Origin of the sequence: Streptomyces aurantiaciflavus, from assembly GCF_049808595.1 — a bacterium.
Classification (GTDB): Bacteria; Actinomycetota; Actinomycetes; order Streptomycetales; family Streptomycetaceae; genus Streptomyces.
On record NZ_JBNCAQ010000001.1, the window covers coordinates 197439 to 222473 of the forward strand.

At 72.4% G+C, this 25035-nt stretch carries 22 protein-coding genes and 2 pseudogenes; 15 read left to right on the plus strand and 9 right to left on the minus strand.

Annotated features, from left to right (window positions below; all coding sequences use genetic code 11):
- Positions 1-195 precede the first annotated feature (195 nt).
- Complete coding sequence (locus tag ACPT94_RS00780) at positions 196-1212, plus strand: aspartate-semialdehyde dehydrogenase (protein WP_425244794.1); 1017 nt, start codon at positions 196-198, stop codon at positions 1210-1212.
- 18 nt (positions 1213-1230) lie between these two features.
- Here ACPT94_RS00780 and ACPT94_RS00785 read toward each other — a convergent pair.
- Positions 1231-1718 (minus strand): annotated as a pseudogene (locus ACPT94_RS00785) (DUF1203 domain-containing protein).
- A gap of 56 nt (positions 1719-1774) precedes the next feature.
- Positions 1775-2326, minus strand: coding sequence for a GNAT family N-acetyltransferase (locus ACPT94_RS00790; protein WP_425244795.1), 552 nt, complete (start codon positions 2324-2326; stop codon positions 1775-1777).
- Between the two features lie 188 nt (positions 2327-2514).
- Between ACPT94_RS00790 and ACPT94_RS00795 the strand changes: the two are divergent.
- Positions 2515-2646: pseudogene (locus ACPT94_RS00795) on the plus strand (RNA polymerase subunit sigma-70); the annotation flags it as partial.
- Between the two features lie 56 nt (positions 2647-2702).
- Here the strand turns inward: ACPT94_RS00795 and pepN are convergent.
- Both pepN and ACPT94_RS00805 read right to left on the minus strand, forming a co-directional pair.
- Positions 2703-5273 (minus strand): aminopeptidase N, encoded by a 2571-nt coding sequence (pepN, locus tag ACPT94_RS00800; protein WP_425244796.1) that lies wholly within the window; start codon positions 5271-5273, stop codon positions 2703-2705.
- A gap of 180 nt (positions 5274-5453) precedes the next feature.
- A complete protein-coding gene (locus ACPT94_RS00805) occupies positions 5454-6386 on the minus strand; it encodes an EamA family transporter (protein ID WP_360349001.1) in 933 nt (310 codons plus the stop codon).
- Between the two features lie 196 nt (positions 6387-6582).
- Here ACPT94_RS00805 and ACPT94_RS00810 point away from each other — a divergent pair, with 196 nt between their 5' ends.
- Positions 6583-7086, plus strand: a complete 504-nt coding sequence (locus tag ACPT94_RS00810) for a MarR family winged helix-turn-helix transcriptional regulator (protein WP_360348998.1) — start codon at positions 6583-6585, stop codon at positions 7084-7086.
- Between the two features lie 99 nt (positions 7087-7185).
- On the opposite strand, the gene ACPT94_RS00815 is transcribed toward ACPT94_RS00810, so the two are convergent.
- Complete coding sequence (locus tag ACPT94_RS00815; protein WP_425244797.1) at positions 7186-8787, minus strand: FAD-dependent monooxygenase; 1602 nt, start codon at positions 8785-8787, stop codon at positions 7186-7188.
- 216 nt (positions 8788-9003) lie between these two features.
- On the opposite strand from ACPT94_RS00815, the gene ACPT94_RS00820 reads away from it, so the two are divergent.
- Positions 9004-9558, plus strand: a complete 555-nt coding sequence (locus tag ACPT94_RS00820) for a TetR/AcrR family transcriptional regulator (RefSeq protein WP_360348992.1) — start codon at positions 9004-9006, stop codon at positions 9556-9558.
- Between the two features lie 161 nt (positions 9559-9719).
- Here the strand turns inward: ACPT94_RS00820 and ACPT94_RS00825 are convergent, their stop codons facing one another.
- From ACPT94_RS00825 to ACPT94_RS00835, 3 genes are all read right to left on the minus strand, one after another.
- A complete protein-coding gene (locus tag ACPT94_RS00825; RefSeq protein WP_360348989.1) occupies positions 9720-10007 on the minus strand; it encodes a hypothetical protein in 288 nt (95 codons plus the stop codon).
- Between the two features lie 322 nt (positions 10008-10329).
- Positions 10330-12438, minus strand: a complete 2109-nt coding sequence (malQ, locus tag ACPT94_RS00830; protein WP_425244798.1) for a 4-alpha-glucanotransferase — start codon at positions 12436-12438, stop codon at positions 10330-10332.
- Entirely contained in the window at positions 12439-12651 is a 213-nt protein-coding gene (locus tag ACPT94_RS00835; protein WP_425244909.1) for a hypothetical protein, read from the minus strand. It lies immediately after the preceding gene.
- A gap of 261 nt (positions 12652-12912) precedes the next feature.
- On the opposite strand from ACPT94_RS00835, the gene ACPT94_RS00840 reads away from it, so the two are divergent.
- The 5 genes from ACPT94_RS00840 to ACPT94_RS00860 all read left to right on the plus strand — a co-directional run bounded on the left by ACPT94_RS00840 (position 12913) and on the right by ACPT94_RS00860 (position 17426).
- A complete protein-coding gene (locus ACPT94_RS00840; protein ID WP_360348983.1) occupies positions 12913-13515 on the plus strand; it encodes an RNA polymerase sigma factor in 603 nt (200 codons plus the stop codon).
- Entirely contained in the window at positions 13512-14576 is a 1065-nt protein-coding gene (locus ACPT94_RS00845; protein WP_360348980.1) for a zf-HC2 domain-containing protein, read from the plus strand. Before ACPT94_RS00840 ends, ACPT94_RS00845 begins: the two co-directional genes overlap by 4 nt.
- A 44-nt stretch (positions 14577-14620) precedes the next feature.
- A complete protein-coding gene (locus tag ACPT94_RS00850) occupies positions 14621-15400 on the plus strand; it encodes an ABC transporter ATP-binding protein (RefSeq protein WP_360348977.1) in 780 nt (259 codons plus the stop codon).
- Positions 15397-16734 carry a hypothetical protein gene (locus tag ACPT94_RS00855; protein WP_360348974.1) on the plus strand — a complete coding sequence of 446 codons (1338 nt, stop codon included), beginning with the start codon at positions 15397-15399 and terminating at the stop codon, positions 16732-16734. The genes ACPT94_RS00850 and ACPT94_RS00855 overlap by 4 nt, the downstream gene beginning before the upstream one ends.
- Positions 16735-16838: 104 nt before the next feature.
- Positions 16839-17426, plus strand: a complete 588-nt coding sequence (locus tag ACPT94_RS00860; protein ID WP_425244910.1) for a hypothetical protein — start codon at positions 16839-16841, stop codon at positions 17424-17426.
- Positions 17427-17558: 132 nt separating this feature from the next.
- Here the strand turns inward: ACPT94_RS00860 and ACPT94_RS00865 are convergent, their stop codons facing one another.
- Positions 17559-18095 (minus strand): HNH endonuclease, encoded by a 537-nt coding sequence (locus ACPT94_RS00865; protein ID WP_360348971.1) that lies wholly within the window; start codon positions 18093-18095, stop codon positions 17559-17561.
- Between the two features lie 320 nt (positions 18096-18415).
- Between ACPT94_RS00865 and ACPT94_RS00870 the strand changes: the two genes are divergently transcribed.
- The 6 genes from ACPT94_RS00870 to ACPT94_RS00895 all read left to right on the plus strand — a co-directional run bounded on the left by ACPT94_RS00870 (position 18416) and on the right by ACPT94_RS00895 (position 25021).
- Positions 18416-19510 carry a mechanosensitive ion channel family protein gene (locus ACPT94_RS00870; protein WP_360348969.1) on the plus strand — a complete coding sequence of 365 codons (1095 nt, stop codon included), beginning with the start codon at positions 18416-18418 and terminating at the stop codon, positions 19508-19510.
- Positions 19511-19665: 155 nt separating this feature from the next.
- Positions 19666-20286, plus strand: a complete 621-nt coding sequence (locus ACPT94_RS00875) for a Uma2 family endonuclease (protein ID WP_360348966.1) — start codon at positions 19666-19668, stop codon at positions 20284-20286.
- Positions 20287-20512: 226 nt separating this feature from the next.
- Positions 20513-21724 (plus strand): ROK family transcriptional regulator, encoded by a 1212-nt coding sequence (locus tag ACPT94_RS00880; protein WP_425244799.1) that lies wholly within the window; start codon positions 20513-20515, stop codon positions 21722-21724.
- A gap of 81 nt (positions 21725-21805) precedes the next feature.
- The gene (locus ACPT94_RS00885) at positions 21806-23155 is read left to right on the plus strand and encodes an ABC transporter substrate-binding protein (protein ID WP_360348961.1); all 1350 of its coding nucleotides are present in this window, start codon (positions 21806-21808) and stop codon (positions 23153-23155) included.
- A 2-nt stretch (positions 23156-23157) separates the two neighbouring features.
- The gene (locus tag ACPT94_RS00890; RefSeq protein ID WP_360348958.1) at positions 23158-24126 is read left to right on the plus strand and encodes a carbohydrate ABC transporter permease; all 969 of its coding nucleotides are present in this window, start codon (positions 23158-23160) and stop codon (positions 24124-24126) included.
- 1 nt (position 24127) lies between these two features.
- Positions 24128-25021, plus strand: coding sequence for a carbohydrate ABC transporter permease (locus ACPT94_RS00895; protein ID WP_360348955.1), 894 nt, complete (start codon positions 24128-24130; stop codon positions 25019-25021).
- The last annotated feature ends 14 nt before the right edge of the window (positions 25022-25035 follow it).

The following is a 25035-nucleotide window of genomic DNA, read 5'->3' on the forward strand; positions in this document are numbered from 1 at the left end:
CACGGGGCGGCCGTGGGGTGAATTTCTCCAGCTCGATGGGGGCGCGCGCGGGAGTTCCGCAACCGTTGATCACGCCGGGGCGTCCCAGTCCTCGGGCATGGCGGTCAAAGAATTGGACAGGTGGGCCGGTGTCGGCCGCATGATGGAAAAGCCTCGGCCAGGCAATGCGTACGCAACGAGACAGAGGGAGTCGCCGTGAGGGTCGGAATCGTCGGAGCCACCGGACAGGTCGGCACGGTCATGCGCAGGATCCTCAAGGAGCGCGACTTCCCTGTGACCGAGCTGCGTCTGTTCGCCTCGGCCCGCTCCGCGGGCACCGAGCTGGACGGCGTGACGGTGGAGGACGCGGCGACCGCCGACTACTCCGGCCTGGACATCGTGCTGTTCTCCGCGGGCGGCGCGACCTCCAGGGCACTGGCCGAGAAGGTCGCCTCGCAGGGCGCCGTCGTGATCGACAACTCCTCCGCCTGGCGCAAGGACCCGGAGGTGCCGCTGGTCGTCTCCGAGGTGAACCCGCACGCGATCGCGAACCGCCCCAAGGGCATCATCGCCAACCCGAACTGCACGACGATGGCCGCGATGCCGGTCCTGAAGCCGCTGCACGCGGAGGCGGGCCTCGAAGCCCTCGTCGTCGCCACCTACCAGGCGGTGTCCGGCTCCGGTCTCGCGGGCGTCGCCGAGCTGCACGGCCAGGCGCAGAAGGTCGTCGCCGACGCCGACAAGCTGACGCACGACGGCGAGGCGGTCGACTTCCCCGAGCCGGGCGTCTACCAGCGGCCCATCGCCTTCAACGTCGTCCCGCTCGCCGGCTCGATCGTCGACGACGGCCTGAACGAGACGGACGAGGAGCAGAAGCTCCGCAACGAGTCCCGCAAGATCCTGGAGATCCCCGGGCTGAAGGTCTCCGGCACCTGTGTGCGCGTCCCGGTCTTCTCCGGCCACTCCCTCCAGGTCAACGCCCGCTTCGCCCGCCCGATCAGCGTCGAGCGCGCCACGGAGCTGCTGGCGGACGCCGAGGGCGTCGTCCTCACCGACATCCCGACCCCGCTCCAGGCGGCCGGCAAGGACCCGTCCTACGTGGGGCGCATCCGCCGGGACGAGACCGTGGACAACGGCCTCGCCCTGTTCGTCTCCAGCGACAACCTCCGCAAGGGCGCGGCCCTGAACGCGGTGCAGATCGCGGAGCTGGTGGCGGCCGAACTCAAGGGCTGAACCGGCCGGCCTTCTGCGTCAGGGCCTCCTGACCTCGTAGAGGAAGCAGCCGTACTCGACGGCCCGGACGTGGACGAGCGCCACGGACGGGTCGTCGAACGCTTCCCGGAAGGCCTTCTCGAAGCCCTCGGCCGAGGGGTCCTCGACGAGCCGGCCGCCCAGGATGCGGCCCTCGGCGGAGTAGCGGCGGACCGTGCGGTGGGCGTCGGTGAAGGGCAGTCCGTCGTCGGCCGGGCCCGGGCAGGGGTCGGCGTGGACGAAGACGGGGCCCTGTTCGTCGTAGGCGCCGGGGTCGGCGCCCGTCTCGGCCGCCCAGCGGCGCAGGGGGGCGTACGAGACGAGCGCGATCCGCTCCCCCGGCCGGCTGCGGCGCAGGCAGCAGCGCAGGGGGGGGCGTCGCCCTCCGTGTCGGTGAAGGGGACGGTGGGGCGGCCGGCGTCGTCGGTGACGCGGAGTTCCTTCAGCGCCCGGGGTGCGACGGGGCGTGCGGGGTACGTCGTGGTCATGCGTTCCAGGTTCACCCGCGGCGCCCCCGCCCACCGGCGGCTTTCGGACGTCGAGCTCAGGCCGTCGTACGCCATTCCGGGGCGAGCACGGACCAGACCTCCTCGTCGTGGCGCCTGCCCCGGTACAGGTGGCTCTGGCGCAGGACGCCCTCCTTCGTCATCCCGAGGCGGCGGGCCACCGCGATGCTGGGCTCATTGCCCGACGAGACCACCCACTCGACGCGGTGGATGCCCCGCTCGCGCACGGCCCAGTCGACGATGACGCGGACGGCCCGCGTCACCAGGCCGCGCCCCGTCGCCGCCGGCTCCAGCCAGCAGCCCGCCTCCGCGACGCCCTGCTCGGCGTCGAACCGGCGGAACAGCACCGCGCCGACCAGCCCGCCGTCGAGGCGGATGCCGTACAGCCGCCCGGTGTCGGCCGCGGCCCGCTCGGCGTAGGTGCGCAGGAAGCCGCGGGCGGACTCCAGGTCCGTCACCACGTCCGGGAGCCCGTTGAAGCGGCCGATGAACTCCCGGCCGCGGTCGAGGTGGGCCAGGAACTCCTCGGCGTGCCGGGGCTCCAGCGGGCCGAGTTCGGCCCCGTCCTCCCCCAGGGACATCGCGTACATCTCACCTTCCAGGTCTGTCGCGCCAGTGATCCGAAGTACGGTCGTCAGGATCTCAACTTGCAGGAGGTGCCGGTGGCCTCGACCACAGCAAAGTCCTGCCCCGACTGCGGAGCGCCGCTGCCCGCCCGGACCGGCGACGCGGGCGGTGCGGCGTCCTGCTCCGCCTGCCGCCGGACCGCCGGGACCACCGCCGGCCGGGTACGTCCGTGTACCGCGCCGAGGTCCTCGACGTGCTGCGCGTCGAAGGCGACCGGATCGTGGAGGTCACGTCCTTCGAGCCGCACCTGTTCCCGGCGTCCGGCCTGCCACCGCGGCTGTGACACGGCGGAGGGCGCCCGGTGACGGCACCGGGCGCCCTCATGGCCGTGGGGGGCGACTACCGCGCGTCGGCCGCCTGGGCCTTCAGGGCGCGCTCGACGCCCGAGCGGGACTCGGAGACGAGGCGGCGCAGGGCCGCGTTCGGCTCGGCGGAGGCCAGCCAGGAGTCGGTCTTGCGCAGGGTCTCCTCGGAGACCTGGACGGCCGGGTAGAGGCCGACCGCGATCTGCTGGGCGATCTCGTGCGAGCGGGACTCCCAGATGTCCTTCACGACGTCGAAGTACTTGTCCGTGTACGGCGCGAGCAGCTCACGCTGGTCGGTCTGGACGAAGCCGCTGATGACGGCCTCCTGGACGGCGTTGGGCAGCTTGTCGGACTCGACGACCGACGCCCACGCCTCCGCCTTGGCCTCCGGCGTCGGCCGGGCGGCGCGGGCGGTGGCCGCGTGGCGCTCGCCGGCGGCCGTCCTGTCGCGCTCGTACTCGCCGGCGATCTCCGTCTCGTCGAACCGGCCGACGGCGGCGAGCCGCTGGACGAACGCCCAGCGCAGCTCGGTGTCGACGACGAGGCCCTCGATCGTCTGCGAGCCGTCCAGCAGGGCCTCCAGCAGGTCCAGCTGCTCGGGCTCACGGGCAGTCGCCGCGAAGGCGCGCGCCCAGGCGAGCTGGTGGTCGGAGGACGGGGCGGCGGTCCGCAGGTAGGCCAGCGTGGCGTCGGTCCAGCGGGTCAGCAGGGCCTCGCGGGCGGCCGGGGCGGCGTACAGGTCGACGGCGAGCTTGACCTGGCGGTGCAGGGACTGCACCACGCCGATGTCGGACTCCTTGCCGATGCCGGAGAGCACCAGGGAGAGGTAGTCGCGGGTGGGCAGTTCGGCGTCCCGGGTCATGTCCCAGGCCGACGCCCAGCACAGGGCGCGCGGCAGGGACGCCTCGAAGTCGCCGAGGTGCTCGGTGACGAAGGCGAGCGACTTCTCGTCGAGGCGGACCTTGGCGTACGACAGGTCGTCGTCGTTGAGCAGCACGACGTCCGGCCGGCGCTTGCCGACCACCTGCGGTACGGCGGTCAGCTCGCCGTCGACGTCCAGCTCCACGCGCTCGTCGCGCACCAGCTTGCCGCTCGCGTCGTCGAGGCCGTAGAAGCCGACGGCGATGCGGTGCGGGCGCAGGGTCGGCTCACCCTTGGCGCCGGCCGGCAGCGCCGGGGCCTCCTGGCGGATCGCGAAGGAGGTGATGACGCCGTTGTCGTCGGTCTCGATCTCCGGGCGGAGGACGTTGATGCCCGCCGTCTCCAGCCACGCCTTCGACCAGGCCTTCAGGTCACGTCCCGAGGTCTCCTCCAGGGCGCCGAGGAGGTCGGAGAGGCGGGTGTTGCCGAACGCGTGGCGCTTGAAGTAGGCCTGGACGCCCTCGAAGAACGCGTCCATGCCGACGTACGCGACGAGCTGCTTCAGGACGGACGCGCCCTTGGCGTAGGTGATGCCGTCGAAGTTGACCAGGACGTCGTCGAGGTCGCGGATCTCGGCCATGATCGGGTGGGTGGACGGCAGCTGGTCCTGCCGGTAGGCCCACGTCTTCATGGAGTTGGCGAAGGTGGTCCAGGAGTGCGGCCAGCGGCTGTCGGGCGCGTACGCCTGGCAGGCGATGGAGGTGTAGGTGGCGAACGACTCGTTCAGCCACAGGTCGTTCCACCACTCCATGGTGACCAGGTCGCCGAACCACATGTGGGCCAGCTCGTGCAGGATCGTCTCCGCGCGCAGCTCGTACGCCGCGTCGGTCACCTTCGACCGGAACACGTACTGGTCCCGGATGGTGACCGCGCCCGCGTTCTCCATCGCGCCCGCGTTGAACTCCGGCACGAACAGCTGGTCGTACTTCTTGAACGGGTACGTGTAGTCGAACTTCTCCTGGAACCAGTCGAAGCCCTGCCGGGTCACCTCGAAGATCGCGTCCGAGTCGAGGAACTCGGCGAGGGAGGGCCGGCAGTAGATGCCCAGCGGCACGCTCTGCCCGTCCTTCTCGTACACGCTGTGCACGGAGTGGTACGGGCCGACGATGAGCGCGGTGACGTACGTCGAGATCCGGGGCGTCGGCTCGAACTCCCACACGTCGTCCTTGGGCTCGGGCGTCGGGGAGTTGGAGATGACGGTCCAGCCGCTCGGCGCCTTCACCGTGAACTGGAAGGTGGCCTTGAGGTCGGGCTGCTCGAATGAGGCGAAGACCCGGCGGGCGTCCGGCACCTCGAACTGCGTGTACAGGTAGGCCTGCTCGTCGACCGGGTCGACGAACCGGTGCAGGCCCTCACCGGTGTTGGTGTAGGCGCAGTCGGCGACCACGCGCAGGATGTTGCGGCCCTCCAGCAGGCCCGGGAGCTCGATCCGGGAGTCCTTGAACACCTCGGCCGGGTCGAGGGTGTCCCCGTTGAGGATCACCTCGTGGACGGTCGGTGCCACCAGGTCGATGAAGGACGCGACCCCTCCCCCGTCCGACACGTCGAAGCGCACCGTGGTCACCGACCGATAGGTGCCGCCCTCCTGCGCGCCGGAGAGGTCGAGTTCGATCTCGTACGAGTCAACGGTGAGCAGCTCCGCCCTCTGCTGCGCCTCTTCGCGAGTCAGGTTTGTGCCAGGCACGCGGTCATCTCCTCGTTATGTGTGGGTTGCGCCATCCTTCCACGTGCCCACGGGGTTGGGCGACGACGCTGTCCCGGAGGTTCGGCACCGGACGAGGCCCGGCGCCCGCGCCCGCGTCGGCGTCGGCGGGCGGCCCGGGCCGCGGTTCCGGCCCGGCTCGGTCGTTCCGGCCCGGCTCGGTCAGGTCCGGGGGCTGCCCGCGGCGGGCCGCGCGTAGGGCCGGCGCGCCGGTGCGGCGGGGGAGGCGAGCTGCGTCGGCGCCGTACGCGGGCCCAGTTGACCCACCACCGTCGCCCCGAACGCCAGCGCCATCCCCGCCAGCTGTACCGCCGTCAGGGCCTGTCCGAGCGCGGCCCAGCCGACGACCGCCGCGGTGAGCGGGGAGAGCGGACCGAGGAAGGTGACCTGGGTGGCGGTGAGCCGGCCGATGCCGCGGAACCAGAGCCAGTAGGCGACCGCCGTGTTCGCGAGGGCCAGGTAGAGGTAGCCGCCGACGGCACGGCCGTCCAGGGCCGGCGGGGCGCCCTCGACGAGGAAGGCGACGGGGGCGATGAGCAGGCCGCCCGCGGTGAGCTGCCAGCCGGTGAGGGCGAGGGGTCCGACGCCCTCGGGGCGGCCCCACTTCTTGGTCAGAACGGTGCCGGCCGACATGGAGGCCGTGGAGGCGAACGCCGCCAGCAGGCCGAGCGCGTCCAGCGCTCCGGCGGCCTTCAGCACGACCAGGCTGACGCCGAACGCGGCCGCGATGCCGGTCAGCAGGGCCCGGGCGGTCGGCCGCTGCCCGAGCACCACCGCCGAGAGGCCCACGACGAGGAGCGGCGCGACCGAGCCGACGACGGCCGCCATACCGCCGGGCAGTCGGTAGGCGGACAGGAAGAGGAGGGGGAAGAAGGCGCCGATGTTCAGCGCGCCGAGCACCGTCGCCTTGCCCCACCAGGCGCCGCGCGGCAGCACGCGGGCGATCGCGAGCAGCACCAGACCGGCGGGGAGGGCGCGGGCGAGGGCGGTGAAGAGGGGGCGGTCGGCCGGGAGGAACTCGGTGGTGACGGCGTAGGTGGTGCCCCACGAGAGGGGGGCGAGGGCGGTGAGCAGGACGGTCGCGGGCCGTTTCATGGCCGGCACCCCTCTTCGAGACGGCTGGATGGTCGGTGGCGATGGGCCGTCGATGACGACGGACCTGAGGTCGCGGCGGCGCTGCAAGGCGCCGAGCAGGACCCGATTCACTTGGTCATAAGTAGCTTAGCGCTAAGCAACTAGTCGTCAAGCTACTTTCTTGCGGGTGACCGGAATCCGGCGGATACTCCCTCGTATGAGCGCACAACGCAGGGACGCCGTCGACGCGATCATCGAGCAGTGGGCGGCCGAGCGGCCCGACCTCGACACCACCGCCATGGAGATCTTCGGCCGGATCTACCGGCTGTCCCGCGCGGTGGGCGACCGGGTGGACAAGGCCTACGCGACCCTCGGCGTCGGACGCGGCGAGTTCGACGTGCTGGCCACCCTGCGCCGCTCCGGCAAGCCGTACACCCTCTCGCCGCGCCAGCTGTCGGCGACGCTCATGCTCACCACCGGCGGCATGACCGGCCGCCTCGACAAACTGGAACGGGCCGGGCTGCTGCGCCGCTCCCCCGACCCGCACGACCGCCGGGCCCTTCAGGTGACACTCACCGAGCAGGGGCTGGCACTGGTCGAGGAGGCGGTCGGCGCGGGCCTCGCCGTCCAGACGGAGGCGCTGACCGCCGCCCTCAACGCCGAACAGGCCGACCAACTGGCCGACCTGTTGCGGGAGTTGCTGCTCGCGACGGAGCGGTAGCGCCGGAGAGGGAGAGCCGAAGAGGAAGGGCCGGAGGGGGAGCGCCGGAGAGGGAGCGCCGGAGGGGGCGGAGGAGGCCCGGCGAGGGAGGGCCCCTTCTCAGTCGACGTGCGCGACGAGGGCGGCCTCGATCGCGGAGGGGTCGGCGGTGTCGGCCGCCCAGGCCGCGTACCCGTCGGGGCGCACCAGCAGCGCGGTGCGCCGGTCGCCGGCCCAGTGCGCCACGGTCAGCCGGTCCTTGCGGGCGTCGCCCCGGTCGTCGTCCGCGCCCTTGGGGACGATCAGGACGAAGTGGCCGCCGCGCAGGGCCTCGTGGAGGCGGGCGCCGCCGGCGAGGCGGACGTCCGGCACACGGGTTCCGGTGAGGCGGTGGGCGCCGCGCGGGGCCGGGTAGCGGTAGCCGAGGCCGGTGATCTGACCGAGGACCCTGCGGCGGACGGGGGCGGCGACATCGAGGAAGGCGGCGCCCGCGGTGCGCAGCGCGAGCATCCAGGGGCTCCTGGCCATGGCGAAGCGCACGATGCCCCCACTGCTGAGCAGCACCGTCCGGCCCACGGGGTGACGTTCGGCCTGGTAGGTGTCGAGGAGGGCGTCGCCGCCGTGGCCGTGGACCACCTGGGCGAGCTTCCAGCTCAGGTTGGCCGCGTCCTGCAGCCCCGTGTTCATTCCCTGGCCACCGGCCGGGGTGTGCACATGCGCGGCGTCACCGGCCAGGAAGACACGGCCGACGCGGTAGGCGGGCGCCTGGCGTTCGTCGCTGTGGAATCGGGACAGCCAGCGGGCGTCGTGCATCCCGAAGTCCCGGCCGAGGGCGAGACGGGTGACCTCCTTGACCTCGTCGAGGCCGACCGGCTCGTCGTCGGGGACGTCGCGGCCGCGGTACCAGCAGATCACCCGGTAGTACCCGTCGCCGAACGGCACGAGAAAGGCGAAGGCGTCCCGGACGGCGTTGACGGTGAGCAGCGTCTCGGGCTCCTCGGCGAGGCGGACGTCCGCGAGCATGACGGAACGGATCGCCGAACGACCGGGGAAGGGCAGGCCGACGGCGTTCCGCACGGCACTGCGCATGCCGTCGGCGCCGACGACGTACCCGGCGCGCAAGGTCTCGCCCTCACCGGCGGGCGTACGCACTTCGACGGTCACGCCGTCCGCGTCCTGGGCGAGGCCGGTCACCTCCGTCTCGTACCGGAACTCCGCGCCGGCCTCCACCGCGCGCCGCTCCAGAACCTTCTCCACCTCGTACTGCGGAATGACGAGGGCGTGCCTGAAACGGGAGGGGAGCGTGTCGAGCGAGAGTTCGAGCCGACGGTAGAGGCGGAAGCGGTCGATGCGACGGCCGACGGCCTCCAGCTCGTCGGCGAGACCCCGCGCGTCGAGCTGCTCGAGACTGCGGGCGTGCAGGACGAAGGCGCGGGACAGGTTGCTGATCCCCCGGGGGCGCTTCTCCAGCACGGTGACGGGGACCCCGGCGGTGGCGAGGTCCCCGGCGAGAAGAAGACCGGTGGGGCCCGAGCCGACGACCAGGACGGGGCGGGGGCTGGGGCCGGGGCCGGGGGTTTCCGCTGAGGTGGACACCGGGGTGCTCACCGGGGTGCTCGCGACTTCGCGGGTGTTCGCGCCTTGGGGGGTGCCCGCGCCTTGGGCGGTGTCCGCGTCGTGCGGGGTGCCGTTCATGCCGTTCACGCCGTTCACGCCGTTCATGAGAGGCCTCCTGGGTGCCGACACAAAAGTTGACCACGTGGGGTCGTTCTACGCCCATCGCCCACGCTTATCTGCCCACGCCCATTTGCCCACGCTCGTTGGCCTACCCGTGTTTGCCTACCCGTGTTTGCCTACCCGTGTTTGCCTACCCGTGTTTGCCTACCTGTGTTTGCCTACCCTTGTTTGCCCACGATCGTTGGCTCTACCCTCGCTGACATGCCTCGCCGCTCCGACGCCACCCGCACCGCCATTCTCGACGCCGCCCGCGAGCGCTTCGCCGCCGACGGCTATGAACGGGCCACCATCCGGGCCATCGCCCGGGACGCGCGCATCGACCCCTCGATGGTGATGCGCTACTACGGCAGCAAGGAGGGCCTCTTCGCGGCCGCCGTCTCCATCGATCTCGAGTTGCCCGACCTCGCCCCACTCACCCGCGACGAGGTCGGTCGCGCCCTGGTGACCCACTTCCTCGGCATGTGGGAGCAGAGCGAGATCCTCACCGCCCTCCTCCGGGTCGGCGCGACCAACCAGGCCGGCGCCGAGCGGATGCAGGACATCTTCCGCGACCAGCTCCTGCCGGTGGCCGGTGCGGTGTGCCCGGACCCGGAGCAGGTACCGGCCCGGGCGGCGCTCTGCGCCAGCCAGTTGCTCGGGCTCGCGCTCACCCGTTACGTCCTGCGTCTCCCGCCGGTCGTGGCGCTGACCCGCGAGGAGGTCGTGGCCTGGCTGGGCCCCACCGTCCAGCGGTACCTGACCGCACCGCACCCGTAGGCGCTGTCCGGCAGGGGGAGCCGTACACGACCGAGGGCGCCGCGCCCGGCGTCGTACGGCGGTGTGCGCGTACGGACGGCGGGGGCGGCGCCCTCGGGTGGGTGTGCGGTGGAGCGGAAGTGCGCGTCGGCGTCGCCGACGGCCACCGGCTCTCGCCGGGGTCAGGCCTTGGCCTTGGCCTTCGCCTCGCCCTTGACGGCGATGTTGGAGCTCGTGGTGTCCTGCCGGTCCTTGGACCTGTCGAGGACCCACACCAGGCCGGCGATGATCACGAAGAGCGCGATCGGAGCCACGACGTAGAGGCCCAGCGTCTCGATGACGCTCAGGCCCTGGCCGGGGTCGTCGCCGTCGTCGCGGGTCAGCGCGAGCGCGGGGGACGACATGAGCAGCATCATCAGCGTCGTACCGGCGGCCAGGGCGCCGGCGCGCAGGGCGTTCTTCTTGTCCACGGTGCAAAAGTAGCGAACGCCGGGGAGGGACGCGCGCGCGGGGTGCCTTATGGGATCGGTGGCGTCGGCGCGAACGTGGACTGGGGGCTGCCGCACCAGACCCCCCGCATCGCCCTGAACGGGCCTCGCCCTCGAACTCCCCCGGAGGGGGCACGCCCGGACGGGCTGATTTCGCCGATCCCCGCTCACAAGGCACCGGTCGGCCGACTTTCCCCTCGCTCACAAGGCACCGCTCGGCCTGACTTCCCCCCGCTCACAAGGCACCGCTCGGCCTGACTTCCCCCCGCTCACAAGGCACCGCTCGGCCTGGCTCCCCCCCCGCTCACAAGGCACCGCTCGGACCGGCCGGGCCGCCATCGCGCAGCACCTCGATCAGCGCCCACAGTCTCGGTGACCCCGCCAGTTCCTCCAGTGTCACCGGGCGGCCCTCCGCGTCCGCGACGGGCAGGCGCCAGTTCGGGTACTGGTCCCAGGTGCCCGGGAGGTTCTGGGGGCGGCGGTCGCCGACTCCGTCCGGGAGCCAGACGCCGATCATGCGGGCGGGGGTGCGCAGCAGGAAGCGGTGGACGGCCTGGATCTCGGCCTCCTCGGAGGAGGTGTCGCTGCCGCCGCCGGTGCCGTGGAGGAGGCCGAGGCGGGCGAGGAACTCGAGCCACTCGCCGGTGTCGGCGGCGGCCTCCGCGCGTTCCTCCTCCAGCGGGCGGGTCAGGAGACCGAGACGGTCGCGGAGTTCGACGTGTTCGCCGGTGAGGCGGGCGGCGGTGGAGGGCAGGTCGTGGGTGGTGGCGGTGGCGAGGCAGTCGGCGCGCCACTGGTCGGGGGGCAGCGGGCGGCCGTCGCCGTCCCAGTCGCGTTCGAACCACAGCACGGACGTGCCGAGCACCCCGCGTTCGCGCAGCGCCTCGCGCACCCCCGGCTCGACGGTGCCGAGGTCCTCGCCGATCACCACCGCACCGGCCCGCGACGCCTCCAGCACCAGGACGGCGAGCATGGCCTCGGCGTCGTAGCGGACGTAGGTGCCCTCGGTGGGCGGTTCGCCCTGGGGGACCCACCAGAGGCGGAACAGGCCCATGACGTGGTCGATGCGCAGGGCTCCGGCATGACGGAACAGCGCTCCGAGCAGGCGGCGGTAGGGGGCGTAGCCGGACTCGGCCAGCCGGTCCGGGCGCCAGGGCGGCAGGCCCCAGTCCTGGCCGCGCGCGTTGAAGGCGTCCGGGGGCGCGCCGACCGACATGCCGGCGGCGAGATACTCCTGCTGGGCCCAGGCGTCGGCCCCGCCGGGGTGCACGCCGACGGCGAGGTCGTGCACGATCCCGAGGGGCATGCCCGCCTCGCGCGCGGCGCGCTGGGCGGCGGTGAGCTGGGCGTCGGTGAGCCAGGCGAGGCGGGAGTGGAAGTCGACGCGGTCCATCAGCTCGGCCCGCGCCCGTGCGGTCTCGCCGGAGCGGGGGTCCCGCAGGCCCTCCGGCCAGCGGTGCCAGTCGGAGCCGTGCACCTCGGCGAGCGCGCACCAGGTGGCGTGGTCCTCCAGCGCCTCGCCCTCCTCGGCGAGGAAGTCGCAGTAGGCGGCCCGCCGGCCGGGCCCGAGGGGCACCCGCGCGACCAGTTCCAGCGCCTCCCGCTTCAGCTCCCACACGGCGTCCCGGTCGATCAGCGCGCCCTTCTCCAGTACGGCCTCGCGCAGCCGCCCGGCCCGCTCCAGCAGGCCCCGCACCCGGTCCGCGTCATCGACGTACGGGAACTCGGGGACGTCCTCGACCCGCAGATGCACGGGGTCGGGGAAGCGGCGGGAGGACGGCCGGTACGGGGAAGGGTCGGTCGGCGCCCCGGGCACGGCCGCGTGCAGCGGGTTGACCTGCACGAACCCGGCCCCCAGCGCCCGCCCGGCCCAGCCGGCCAGCTCGGCGAGGTCGCCGAGGTCGCCCATGCCCCAGGAGCGGCTGGACAGCAGGGAGTAGAGCTGGACGAGGAGTCCGTACGAGCGTCCCGTGGGCGTGGGCAGACGGGGCGGGGCCACGACCAGGTGGGCGCAGGCGGTGCGGCCGTCGGGGACGGTCGCGGTCACCGTGTGGACGCCCGGCGGGAGCTGTTCGACCGACGCGCGGGTCTCGCCCTGCTCGGTCTCGACCAGCAGCCGGGTGCCCGGCGGGAGGGCGGCGAGGGCGGCCGGCGTGCTGCCGCCGTGCCAGTGGACCACGGTCGGCGGCAGCAGCCGCGCGGCCTGCTCCGCTTCCCGGGCGGCGAGCGCGGCACGGACGGCCTCCGGGCCGCCCCCGTCGACGCCCAGCGCGGCCAGGGCGCGCACGACGGCGGTGGCCGAGGCCGTGACCGTACGGTCCGGTGACGGGCGGTAGGAGGTGGCGACGCCGTGCAGGGCGGCGAGGCGGGTCAGCTCCTCGTCGGGGGGTGCGGCCGGCCGGGGTGCGGTCATCTAGGGCCTCGTGACGTCGGAGTCCGCGGCGGCGAGCGGCGGTTCGCTGGTGAGGGGTTCGGCGTCGGGCAGCGGCGGCTCGCTGGTGAGCGGAGCCTCGGCGCAGGTTCCCTCCGCGCTGAACACGCAGACATGGAGTTCGTCGAGTACGGCGGACGGCTCCGCCGGGCGTTTGGAGCGGTTGGGGAGCAGGGGGTGGGTCGATGCGACCACGGTGGCCTCCTTGTCGGGCACGGCGCCGTCGTACGGTGCGCACGGCGGCGGCGTACGGCGTCTGACGGGTTACCGCAGCCCTACCCAGCGGGCGCGAGGGCAGACGTCCGTGACACGAACAGCGCGCATCTCGCCACATTTCTCACTCGGACATTCTTCTCTGAGTGCAGCAATTCGGGCGCGCCGGCCGCCTCCGGGCCGCCCGCGTGAACCGTCGACGGCGGGCCGGCCGACAGACAGGGTGTGAAACTGTTCCGCCCCATGAGGGGCCAGGGGGAGAGCGACACGGACGCGGCGTTGCTGCGGGCCGTGGCGGACGGGGACGCGGCGGCGCTGGCCACGCTGTACGACCGGCACGCGGGGTGGCTGCACGCCCGGCTGACCCGGCGCTGCGCCGATCCCGAGGTGGTGCGGGAGGTGCTGCAGGACACCTTCGTGACCGTGTGGCGGTCGGCGGCCGGACATCGGGGCGGGGAGGCGGGCGGCTGGCTGTGGACCATCGCCGCGCGGCGGCTCGTGGACGCGCGGCGGGTGCAGGAGCGGGCCGCACGGGTGGAGACGGCTCCCATGGACGCCGCCGGCGGCCAGGTTCCCTCCGCCGAGGAACGGGTGCTGGCCGGGCTGGAGTTCGGCGACGTCGGCACCGCCCTCGACCGGATATCGCCCGAACTGCGGGAGGTGCTGCGCGCGACCGTCGTCGACGGGCTCACCACGCGGGAGGCGGCCCGGTTGCTCGGCATACCCGAGGGCACCGTCAAGACCCGCGCGATGCGCGCCCGCGCCGAACTGCGCGCCGCCCTCGCCCAGTTGAGCCCGACATCGACCGCGACACCGACCCCGGCACCGGCGGGAGGCCCGGCATGAGCACCGACCACTGGCACACGTCCGACGACCTCGCCGCCCGCTATGCCGACGGCACCCTGCCGGAGGCGGACGCCTGGTCCCTGGAGAAGCATCTGGAGCGCTGCGGGACGTGCGCGCAGCGCGTCTCGGCGGCGGTACGGCGACTGCCCGCGCCCGCGCTGGTGCTGGCGGAGGTACGGGAGGCGGTGCTGGCGCAGGCGGCGGAGGCGGTGCCGGCGCAGGCGGTGCCGGGCGAGGTACGTGAGCTGTCGCCCGTACCGACAGACGCGGTGTCGGGCGGGACGCACGCGCCCTCGCCGGTGCTCGCGGAGGCCGTGGTGCCCGGCGAGACGCACGCGCCCTCGCCGGTGCCGGGGCGGACCGAGCCGGGCGGGACGCGGGCGCCCTCGCCGCCGGTACCGCCGCTGCCGGCGGGCCCCCGCGCCCGTCTGTGGTCCTCCTTCCTCGGCCGGGCCCTCTGGGCCGCCGGGCCCGCCGTCCGCGGCGCCTGGCTGCCCGCCGTGCTGCTCGTCGCCCTGGGGGCGCTCGCCCTCGCGTACGGCGCCGGGGTCGACGGGGCCCGCCCGCTGTTGCTGGCCGCCGCGCCGGTCGTGCCCGTGCTCGGGGTCGCCCTGTCCTACGGCCCGCACGCCGATCCGCTGCACGAGATCACGGCGGCCACGCCCTCCGGCGGGCTGCGGCTGCTGCTGACGCGGACGGTGGCCGTCCTCGCCGTCAGCCTGCCGTTGCTCACCCTCGCGGGCCTGCTGCTGCCCGCCTCCGGGGCGCCCGGCGCGGCCGCCTGGCTGTTGCCGGGGCTCGCGCTGACGCTGGCCACGCTGGCCCTGGCCGGGTACGTCGGCTGCCGTGTAGCCGCGGCGGTGACCGGCGGGGGCTGGCTGTGCGCCGTGCCCGTCCCGGCGCTGGTCTCGTCCGCCGACGCCCCGCTCACCCCCCTGACCGCACAGCTGTCCCTCTTCCTGGAGGGCCCGCTCGCCCAGGGCGCGTGGGCGGCGGCGGCCGTGCTGTGCGCCGCCGCGCTGGCCGCCCGCCGGACCGCCTACCGCCCGGAACGGCCGTGAGCGCGACCGCGATCCCCTCGCCCTTCTCACCGTCTGGAGAACCGTTGAGCACGATCCGAGTGACCGGTCTGCACGTCCGGCACCGCAGAACCGTCGCCCTCGACTCGGTGGACCTCGACCTCGGCCCCGGTGTGCACGGCCTGCTCGGTCCGAACGGCGCGGGAAAGACCTCGCTGGTCCGGGTGCTGGCCACGGTCGCCGCGCCGACCGGCGGCCGGGTGGAGCTGCTCGGGGACGATGTCGCCGACCACCGGCGGCGGGCGGCGGTGCGGCGGCGCCTCGGGTATCTGCCGCAGGAGTTCGGCTTCTACCCGGGGTTCACCGTGCGCGAGTTCGTCGCGTACATGGCGTGGCTGAAGGAGATGCCCGCCGCCGAAACCCCGGCCGCCGTCGAACGGGCCGTCGCCCGCGTCGGTCTGGCCGACCGGATCGACACGAAGGTGAAGACGCTGTCCGGCGGGATGGTCCGCCGTCTCGGTATCGCGCAGGCCATCGTCAACGACCCGCGGGTGCTGCTGCTGGACGAGCCGACCGCCGGTCTCGACCCGGAGCAGCGCGTGGAGTTCCGGGCGCTGCTCCGCGAGCTGGGCGCGTCCTCGACCGTCGTCGTCTCCACGCACCTGGTGGAGGACGTGGCGGCGGCGTGCACGGAGGTCACCCTCGTCGAGTCGGGCCGGGTCGCCTACCGCGGCACCCCCGCGTCGCTGACCGAGCTCGGCACCTCGGCGGACGGCGTCGGCGACCATCCGATCGAGCGCGGCTACACGGCGGCCCTGCGCGCCCACCGCGCGTCCGCCGCGACGCCGGAAGGGGCGGCGCGATGACCCTCGTGGCGGAGCGGACGGACCGCGTGCGGGCGGCCGCGCACCATCCCTTGCGCGCCGAGGCCGTCCGCGGCCTGGCGCCCTGGGCCGGTGCCGCCGTCCTGCTGACGCTCGCGGGGGCGATGGCCGCCACCTCGGAGCGGTGGCAGGGCGGCTGGGCCGAGACCCGGGACCAGTTGTCCGCGGCGGCCGGTCTGCTCGGTGTCCCGCTGGCGCTGGCCGCGGGCTGTTGGCACGGCGGGCGCGAGCGCAGACGCCGTACGGACGAGCTGATGGCGACGGTCGTGCGGGGGCGGCTCGGCCGGCTGCTGGCGTCGGCGTTCCCGCTGGTGCTGTGGGTGGTCGCCGGGTACGCGGCCGCGGCCGTGCTCGCCCTGCTCGCCACCTGGTACTGCGCGACGGGTGACGGGCCGTACCTCGGGTCGGTCCTCGCGAACGCGGTCGTGCTGGCGTCCGCCACCCTGGTGGGCCAGGTCGTGGGGCGTGTGGTGGCGTGGCGGATGACGGCGGCGCTGCTGGCGGCGGGCGCGTACGTCGGCGTGGGAGTCCTGACGTACGACCACCGCAATGCCGTCGGCGCGTTGTCCTCGGTGGGGCAGGGCGCGGCCGGCTCGGTCGCGGTGTGGTGGCAGCCGGTGGCGATCGCCGGATGGACGGGGGGCGTGGCGGTCGCCGCGGTCCTCGCCCACGGCGCCCGCCGCCGCTGGACCGCCCTGGTGCCGCTGGCCGCCGCGGGCGTGGCGGGCACGCTGCTGCTGCAGACCGGCGACGGCCTGTGGCACACCGGCCCGATCGCCCGGCGGCAGGTGTGCGACACCTCCACCACCCCGCAGATCTGTGTGAACGCCCGCTACGAGAAGCTTCTGCCGCAGGTCAAGGACGCTCTGTCCGGCCTCACCGGCCGGCTGGAGGGCGTACAGAACCTGCCGGTGCGCTTCGAGGACCGGCCGGGCCGGCCGGCGCGGGACGAGGTCGAGCTGCCGATGCTCACACCGATCGGTTCGAGCGTCGTACGGGGGCGGCTCACCGATCCCGGGAACTACGCGTGGGCGGCGGGGATGGCGCTGTACGGGAGGTCCTACTGCGACAGGACGGACCCGCGCCTGGATCCGGTCGACGACGCTGTGGAGCACTATCTGGCGCCCAGCCCGATGGAGAAGTTCTTCGACGAGCAGTTCGCCACGAGGAGCGCGCAGGAGCGCGCCCGGCACGAGGCGCGGCTCGCGGCCCGCGCCCGCCTGAAGGCGATGGGCGAGGAGGAGCGCCGCGCCTGGCTGTCGGCGTACTTCGCGACGGCCGACGAGTGCGACCCGAGCGAGGTGCCGACCCTGTGACCGGTGACATCCATCCGCACGCCCGCGCGCAGGCCGGCACCGCGCTCGGCCGTACGCTCCTCTACGCCCTCTCGCGCTCCGGCACCGCGCTCGACGGCCCACTCCTGTACGCCCGCTCGCGTACCGTCCCGCGCGCCCTGGCCGCGCTGTGCGCCACCGCCGGTCTCGCTCTGTGGGGCGCACACGGCCCGGACGCCTCGCCGGATCCGGACCGGCTGGCACCGGTCGTGGCGCTCGCGCCCCTGTTCGCGGCGGCGGTGATCGGGACGACCCTGCACTCCGAGTCCGACGAGCTGGACCGTACGGCCGCGCGCCCCTGGTGGCGGCGGCGAGCGGTCCATCTCCTGGCCCTCACCGCGCTCGCCGCGGCCCTGCTGTCGGCGATGGTGCTCGGGCAACCGTCCGGGTTCGGCCCGTCCGCCCTGCTGCGCGACACGCTCGGCGCCACCGGTCTCACGGCGGCCGCTGCCGCCCTGCTCGGCGCCCGGCTGAGCTGGCTGCCCGCCTTGGGCTACGCCGGCGCGGTGTACCTGGGGGCGGCCGGTCCGCGGGGGCGCGCGGCCACGGTGTGGGCGTGGCCGGTGCGGCCGGGTGACGAGCCGGGCGCCTGGGCGGTGGCGCTGGCCGCCTTCACGGTGGGCGGGGCGCTGTACGTCGTGCGCGGGGCGCGCGGGGAGGGGGCGCGCGCCTGAGCGCACCGTCGAGGAGTGCGCGCCCGCACCGTGGAAAGGGCGCACCCGTGACGGCACCCCGACGAGGGCCCCGCGCTGGTGGAGGCGTGGGGCCCCTTGAGGTCACCGGGTATGCAAAAGCCCGGATCGTCGTCAGGCGGAGATGCCGTCGATCCGGGCCAAGGCGTCGTCCGCGCCGTACGGCTGCAGATACGGCAGCCAGCGCGGGTCCCTATGGCCGGTCCCGATGATGCGCCAGGCCAGGCCGGTGGGTGGGGCGGGTTTGTGGCGCAGCCGCCAGCCGATCTCGACGAGGTGCCGGTCGGCCTTCACATGGTTGCAGCGGCGGCAGGACGCCACCACGTTGTCCCATGCGTGCTTGCCCCCGCGGCTGCGCGGGATGACGTGGTCGACGCTGGTTGCGACGCCACCGCAGTACATGCACCGGCCCCCGTCGCGGGCGAACAGCGCCCGCCGGGTCAGAGGAACGGGCCCCCGATAAGGAACCCGGACGAATCGCTTGAGCCGGACCACGCTGGGTGCGGGGACAGTGACGGTCGCGCTGTGCATGAAGGCGCCGGACTCTTCCAGGGAGACTGCCTTGTTCTCCAGGACGAGGACCAGCGCGCGGCGGAGCGGTACGACGCCGAGAGGCTCGTACGACGCGTTAAGGACCAGGACATGCGGCACGGATGCCTCCTCGGGCGTCGGCGGCGCGTGGCTCGCGCCGGGACGATCTGTGGTCAGTCTCCCCTCTTGCCTGGTGAACGCGCCACCATCTCCCGGTAACGGGCTGGGAGTGTTTTCGACCACATCGGAAGCATCCCCCGGCGCACGACCAGTTCAAGCGCGGGTGAGCACGGTCTCTCCTTCGGGCATCCGGGCGAAGCACACACAATGCCCCGTTAGTGTGGTGGTCCTGCCCGTCCGGTGACCTTTTCGTGACCTTGAACACCCTGACCGCCGACCGCCGCGCCGGACGGAGCAGTGCCGCAGTGGAGGTACCTGCCGTGTCCTTGTCCGCCGTCCTACTGGCCGCCGGCACGTCGCCGTCGCCGACTCCCTCCGAGTCGCCGACGGTGACGGTCCCGACCCTCCAGGACGCCCAGGAGAGCGCGACGAACGCCGCCAGCTGGGTCGAGGAGAACTGGTCGACGTGGCTCGCGATCGGTCTGAGGGTCCTGCTGATCCTGGTGATCGCGGGGATCCTGAGAGTGGTGGTGCGGCGGGCGATCACCAAGCTCATAGACCGGATGAACCGCACGGTGCAGGCGGTGGACGGCACGGCCCTGGGCGGTCTGCTGGTCAACGCCGAGCGCCGCCGCCAGCGCTCGCAGGCGATCGGCTCGGTGCTGCGCTCGGTGGCGAGCTTCCTCATCCTGGGCACGGCCGGGCTGATGATCCTGGGCACGTTCGAGATCAACCTGGCTCCGCTGCTGGCGTCCGCCGGTGTCGCGGGCGTGGCGATCGGCTTCGGCGCCCGCAACCTGGTCACGGACTTCCTCTCGGGCGTGTTCATGATCCTGGAGGACCAGTACGGCGTCGGCGACCAGATCGACGCGGGCGTCGCCACCGGCGAGGTCATCGAGGTCGGCCTGCGCGTGACCAAGCTGCGCGGCGACAACGGCGAGATCTGGTACGTCCGCAACGGCGAGGTCAAGCGGATCGGCAACCTCTCCCAGGGCTGGGCGACGGCCGGCGTCGACGTCACCGTCAAGGCCACCGAGGACCTGGACAAGGTGAAGGCCACCCTCGACGGGGTCGCCGAGAAGATGGGCAAGGAGGAGCCCTGGAACGAGCTCCTGTGGAGCCCGATCGAGGTGCTCGGCCTGGACAGTGTGCTGCTGGACTCGATGGTCGTCCGCGTCTCCGCGAAGACGATGCCCGGCAAGTCCCTCTCGGTGGAGCGCGAGCTGCGCTGGCGCGTCAAGCGGGCCTTCGACGCGGCCGACATCCCCATCGTCGGCGGCCCGACCGTTCCGCCCGAGGCCGACCCGGACGCCGACCCGACGGCCGGCGTGGCGGCCCCGTCGGTGTATGCGAACACCGGGTCGCCGCAGTCGGCGGCGGCCTCACCGCTGACCCCGCCGAGCGCGGCGAAGTAGGTACGGCAGGCGAAGCAGCGGAACGGTTCAGCACGCTCGTTCGAGTGAACGACTGGGGCATTCCGGCGCGGTGTGCGCGCCGGAATGCCCCATCGTTCTGCCGGGGCACCCAGCGCGGGCTTAGCCTGGCATCAGCGTGACGAGGAGAACCCGGAATGAGCGCCGAACTGATCGTGGAGCCGGTCATGACGCAGCAGGACCCCATCGACTTGTTGATCGCGATCGAGAAGGCGTCAGTGGCGCCGATTCGACCCGAGTACATCGAGGGGATGGCCATCGTGCCGCCGACGCCGAACGACCAGCACAACGACGGTACCTTCGAGCTGAGCTATCAGTTTCGCGCAGCGGGCTTCCGCCTGGTGGGCATGGGCAACGGCTACCGTGCCGCCCACAAGGACGGCAGGACCATGGCCCTCCTCATTCCCGACTTCTACGTCCGTCGCCGCAGGCCGACAGAGCTCGACGAGTCGTACCGCAAGGCGCACAAGGGCTGGTATCCCATCGACATGGTCGCCCTCGTCGGCGAGGTCACCTCGACCAACCACGAGACCGACACAGGTCCGAAACTGCGCACCTACGCCGCCGTCGGCATCCCGGCCTATGTCCTGATCGACCGTCACGCCGGGACGGCCCACTGCTACACGGACCCCGTCCTCCCCGGCGACAAACCCACCGAGGCCTACTACGCCACCGACACCAAGGTCGACCTCGGGGACCCCCTCCCGCTCCCCGCGCCCTATCCCACCCTCGACACGGCCCCCTTCGTCGAGGACTGAGCCTCCCGCTCGGTCGGCCGCGACACCCACCGCCCCTGCCAGGTAACGACTCTGTTGCCTCGGGGGCGTTTTGTCTTTCCCTCCTTGACGGCTGCTTCTCCTCGGGCCTACCTTCCCTGCATCCGATAGGAAACCTTCCTAACAGTGATCCCCGGGGAATCCGCGATGGACTTCCCTCCGGCCTCACTGAGAAGCTGGGCAGCTCAGAAAGGCAGGTGTCGACCCCATGGCAGGAACCGCCGGTACGCCGGGCACCCCGCGCGTCCTGCGCGCCATGAACGACCGGGCCGCCCTGGACCTCCTGCTGGAACACGGCCCCCTGTCCCGGACCCGGATCGGCAAGCTCACCGGGTTGTCCAAGCCGACCGCCTCCCAGCTGCTGGCCCGGCTGGAGGCGGCGGGGCTGGTGCTGGCGACCGGCACCACCGAGGGCCGGCCCGGGCCCAACGCCCAGCTGTACGAGGTCAACCCGGCCGCCGCCTACGCGGCGGGGCTCGATGTCACCCCCGAGCGGATCCTCGCCGCCGTCGCCGACGTCACGGGCCGGACGGTGGGCGCCTACGAGGTGCCCACGCCCGGCAGGAAGGGCGCGGAGGCCGTCGTACGGCAGGTCACCGAGGCGCTCGACGGCACGGTGAAGGCGGCGGGGCTGGCCCGGGACGACGTGCGGCGGCTCGTCGTCGCGACACCGGGCGCCTTCGACCCCACCACGGGCCGTCTGCGCTACGCCTCCCACCTGCCCGGCTGGCACTCCCCCGCGCTGCTCGACGACCTCGCCGCAGCGCTGCCGATGCCGGTCGAGTACGAGAACGACGTCAACCTCGTCGCGGTCGCCGAACAGCGGCTCGGCGCGGCCCGGGGGCACGAGGACTTCGTGCTGCTGTGGAACGAAGGCGGCCTGGGCGCCGCCCTCGTCCTCGGCGGGCGGCTCCACCGCGGCTGGACCGGCGGCGCGGGAGAGGTGGGTTTCCTGCCGGTTCCCGGCGCACCCCTCGTCCGGCAGGTGACCAAAGCCAACAGTGGCGGCTACCAGGAGCTGGCCGGTTCGCAGGCCATCCCGCAGCTCGCCCGGGAGCTGGGCATCGGCGCCATCCCGACCGGGCCGTACGCCGAGGTCGCCGCCGCGCTCGTCGAGCGGGCCGCGGCCGAGGACACCGTCCTGCACCGACTGCTGCTCCAGACGTACGCGACCCGGCTCGCCACCGGTCTCGCCTCGCTCGTCTCCGTCCTCGACCCCGAACTCGTCGTCCTCAGCGGCGCCTCCCTGACCGCCGGCGGCGAGGTGCTCCGCGCCCTCGTCCAGGCCGAGCTGGAGGAACTGGCCGCCTCCCGGCCGAAGCTCGTCGTCGGCGACGTCACCGAACGGCCCGTGCTGCGCGGCGCGCTGGAGAGCGCGCTGGCCGCCACCCGCGACGAGGTCTTCGACACCTCGCGCTGAGCCCCACCCACAGACCCACCCCCCTTTCCGCTCTCTCCTCTTCCCTCACCTCACCCCGCCCTGTCCCTGGGAGGCCCCGTCATGCCCACACGCATACCCGAAGTCGTCCGAAACGCGGCTTTCGCCCTGACTGCCTCGACGGCCCTGCTCCTGACCACCACCGCCTGTACCGGCCAGTCCGCCGCCGGCGCGAGCGATGACGCGTCCAAGGACCAGACCATCACCTTCTGGCACGCCTGGAGCGCGCCGAACGAGGTGAACGCCGTGAAGGCGCTGATCGCCGGCTTCGAGAAGGCGCACCCCAACATCCATGTGAACGTCGTCGGCAACATGACCGACGACAAGATCAACCAGGCGCTGCGGGCGGGCGGCAGCAAGGCGCCCGACGTGATCTCGTCGTTCACCACCAACAACGTCGGCAAGTTCTGCTCCTCCGGCGCCCTGGTCGACCTCAACCCGTTCTTCAAGAAGTCGGGCATCGACCCGAACGCCACCTTCCCGAAGGCGATGAACGAGTACACCCAGTACGACCTGAACCGCTGTGCCGTGCCGCTGCTGGGCGACGCCTACGGCCTCTACTACAACAAGACCGCGTTCAAGAAGGCCGGCATCACCGCCCCGCCCAAGACCTGGTCCGAGTTCGAGACCGACGCCAAGAAGCTGACGATCCCCCAGGGCGACACGTACAAGCAGCTCGGATTCATGCCGAACTACCACGGCTGGGAGACGACGACCGAGCACTACATGGGCCAGTTCTCGCCGACCTACTTCAACAAGTCGGGCAAGTCGACCATCGCCACCGACCCGGCCGTCACCGACGCTCTGAAGCTGCAGAAGAAGCTCGTCGACGAACTCGGCGGCTTCCAGAAGCTGGAGAAGTTCCGCGCCGGTCTCGGCGACGAGTGGGGCCCCAAGCACCCCTTCCACACCGGCCAGGTGGCCATGCAGCTCGACGGCGAGTGGCGGCTGGGGATGGCCCTGGACGCCAAGCCGGACTTCGAGATCGGCGTCGCCCCGCTGCCCGTCCCCGACGACCAGCTGGACCAGTACGGCAAGGGCTACATCACCGGCACCATCGCCGGCATCGCCGCCACCAGCAAGAAGCAGAACGCGGCCTGGGAACTGGTGAAGTACATGACCACCGACACGGACGCGGTCGTGAACTTCTCCAACGCCATCCACAACGTGCCCTCGACGCTGGCCGCCCTGAAGTCGCCGAAGCTGAAGTACGACCCGCGCTTCAAGACCTTCCTGGACATCGCGGCGAACCCGTACTCGACCACCTCCCCGGCCTCGGTCAACGGCGGCGTCTACCTCACCACCATCCAGCAGCTCGGCTACGACTACGAGAGCGGCAAGCTCACCGACCTGCAGACGGGCCTGAAGAAGGCGGCCGCACAGATCGACACGGACATCGCGCAGGCGAAGTAGCGATGGCCACCCACACGTCGAGGGCGGGGCGCCGCCGGGCCGGCCTCGCTGCGAAGCAGCGGAAGCAGGCCCTGCGGACCCTCGCCTTCCTCTCGCCCTGGCTGATCGGTTTCGCGGTCTTCTTCGCGTACCCGATGATCTCGACCGTCTACTTCTCGTTCATGCACTACGACGGCTTCCGGCCGCCGACCTGGAGCGGGACGAAGAACTGGACGTACGTCTTCGAGTCCTACCCCTTCTTCTGGCCGGCCCTGCGCAACACGCTCTGGCTGGTCGTCATCATGGTGAGCCTGCGGGTCCTGTTCGGACTCGGGATCGGTCTGCTCATCACGAAGATCAAGACCGGTACGGGTGTCTTCCGCACCCTCTTCTACCTGCCGTACCTGGCCCCGCCGGTGGCGGCCACCATGGCCTTCGCCTTCCTGCTCAACCCCGGTACGGGCCCGGTCAACTCGCTCCTGGAGAAGATCGGCGTCCCGGCCCCGGCCTGGTTCAACGACCCCAGCTGGTCCAAGCCGGCCCTCACCCTGCTGGCCCTGTGGGGCGTCGGCGACCTGATGGTGATCTTCATGGCAGCACTGCTCGACGTACCGAAGGAGCAGTACGAGGCGGCCGAGCTGGACGGCGCGTCGCCGTGGCAGCGGTTCCGGTACGTCACCCTGCCGAACATCTCGCCGATCATCATGTTCGCCGTCGTCACCGGGGTCATCGCGGCGATGCAGTACTACACCCAGCCCCTGGTCGCCGGAAAGGTCGCCTCGGGTGTGATCCAGGGCGCGGGCACCATGTTCGAGCCCGGCTACCCCGAGCACTCCACCCTCACCCTCCCCCAGCTCGTCTACAACCTCGGCTTCCAGCGCTTCGACTACGGCTCGGCGTGTGTGGTGGCCCTGGTCCTCTTCGCCCTGTCGATGGCGTTCACCGCGCTCCTGATGCGGCGCCGGGGCGGTCTCATCCAGGCAGGTGACTGACATGGCCCAAGTACTGGAGCGACCGGTGGAGTTGAAGGCCCCCGCCTCGTCCCCCGAGCGCACGGCCCGGCGCAAGGCGCTCCTGGAGTGGATCGCGATCCACTCCCTCGGGGTCGCCGCCGCCCTCTTCTTCACCCTCCCCTTCGTGTTCGTCTTCCTGACCTCGCTGATGAGCGACTCCCAGGCCCTCAGCCGGGACCTGATCCCGCACACCTGGGAGTGGGCCAACTACCGGAAGGTCTTCGACACCCCCGGGTTCCTCACCTGGTGGAAGAACACGCTGATCTACGCCGGACTGGGAACGGTCCTCACCGTCGTGTCGTCGATCCCCGTGGCGTACGCGCTGGCCAAGTTCCGCTTCCGGGGCCGGAATCTCACGCTCATGCTGGTGATCTCGATGATGATGCTGCCTCCGCAGGTCGTCGTCATTCCGATGTACCTGTTCTGGGCGAAGCAGCTGGACCTGTCGGGCACGCTGTGGCCGATGATCATCCCGTTGGCGTTCGGCGACGCGTTCTCCATCTTCCTGCTGCGCCAGTTCCTGATGACCATCCCCAACGAGTACGTCGACGCGGCGAAGGTGGACGGCTGCGGCGACCTGCGCACCCTGCTGAAGGTCGTCCTGCCGATGGCGAAGCCCGGCATCGCCGCCGTCGCCCTCTTCCAGTTCTTCAACGCCTGGAACGACTACTTCGGCCCGCAGATCTACGCCTCCGAGAACCCGGCCGCCTGGACCCTCTCCTACGGCCTGGAGTCCTTCAAGGGCGCCCACCACACCGACTGGAACCTCACCATGGCGGCCACCGTGCTCGTCATGGCCCCGGTGATCCTCGTGTTCTTCTTCGCGCAGAAGGCGTTCGTCGAGGGCGTCACCCTGACCGGAGTCAAGGGTTGACTCGCTATGCCGTA

Coding starts and splice junctions, on each gene's coding strand:
- ACPT94_RS00875 (WP_360348966.1), top strand. CDS start 19,666: ATGAGCGCCGAACTGATCGTGGAGCCGGTCATGACGCAGCAGGACCCC.
- malQ (WP_425244798.1), bottom strand. CDS start 12,438: ATGACCGCACCCCGGCCGGCCGCACCCCCCGACGAGGAGCTGACCCGC.
- ACPT94_RS00890 (WP_360348958.1), top strand. CDS start 23,158: ATGGCCACCCACACGTCGAGGGCGGGGCGCCGCCGGGCCGGCCTCGCT.
- ACPT94_RS00895 (WP_360348955.1), top strand. CDS start 24,128: ATGGCCCAAGTACTGGAGCGACCGGTGGAGTTGAAGGCCCCCGCCTCG.
- ACPT94_RS00885 (WP_360348961.1), top strand. CDS start 21,806: ATGCCCACACGCATACCCGAAGTCGTCCGAAACGCGGCTTTCGCCCTG.
- ACPT94_RS00820 (WP_360348992.1), top strand. CDS start 9,004: ATGCCTCGCCGCTCCGACGCCACCCGCACCGCCATTCTCGACGCCGCC.
- ACPT94_RS00805 (WP_360349001.1), bottom strand. CDS start 6,386: ATGAAACGGCCCGCGACCGTCCTGCTCACCGCCCTCGCCCCCCTCTCG.
- ACPT94_RS00840 (WP_360348983.1), top strand. CDS start 12,913: ATGAGGGGCCAGGGGGAGAGCGACACGGACGCGGCGTTGCTGCGGGCC.
- ACPT94_RS00845 (WP_360348980.1), top strand. CDS start 13,512: ATGAGCACCGACCACTGGCACACGTCCGACGACCTCGCCGCCCGCTAT.
- ACPT94_RS00790 (WP_425244795.1), bottom strand. CDS start 2,326: ATGTACGCGATGTCCCTGGGGGAGGACGGGGCCGAACTCGGCCCGCTG.
- ACPT94_RS00880 (WP_425244799.1), top strand. CDS start 20,513: ATGGCAGGAACCGCCGGTACGCCGGGCACCCCGCGCGTCCTGCGCGCC.
- ACPT94_RS00810 (WP_360348998.1), top strand. CDS start 6,583: ATGAGCGCACAACGCAGGGACGCCGTCGACGCGATCATCGAGCAGTGG.
- ACPT94_RS00815 (WP_425244797.1), bottom strand. CDS start 8,787: ATGAACGGCGTGAACGGCGTGAACGGCATGAACGGCACCCCGCACGAC.
- ACPT94_RS00855 (WP_360348974.1), top strand. CDS start 15,397: ATGACCCTCGTGGCGGAGCGGACGGACCGCGTGCGGGCGGCCGCGCAC.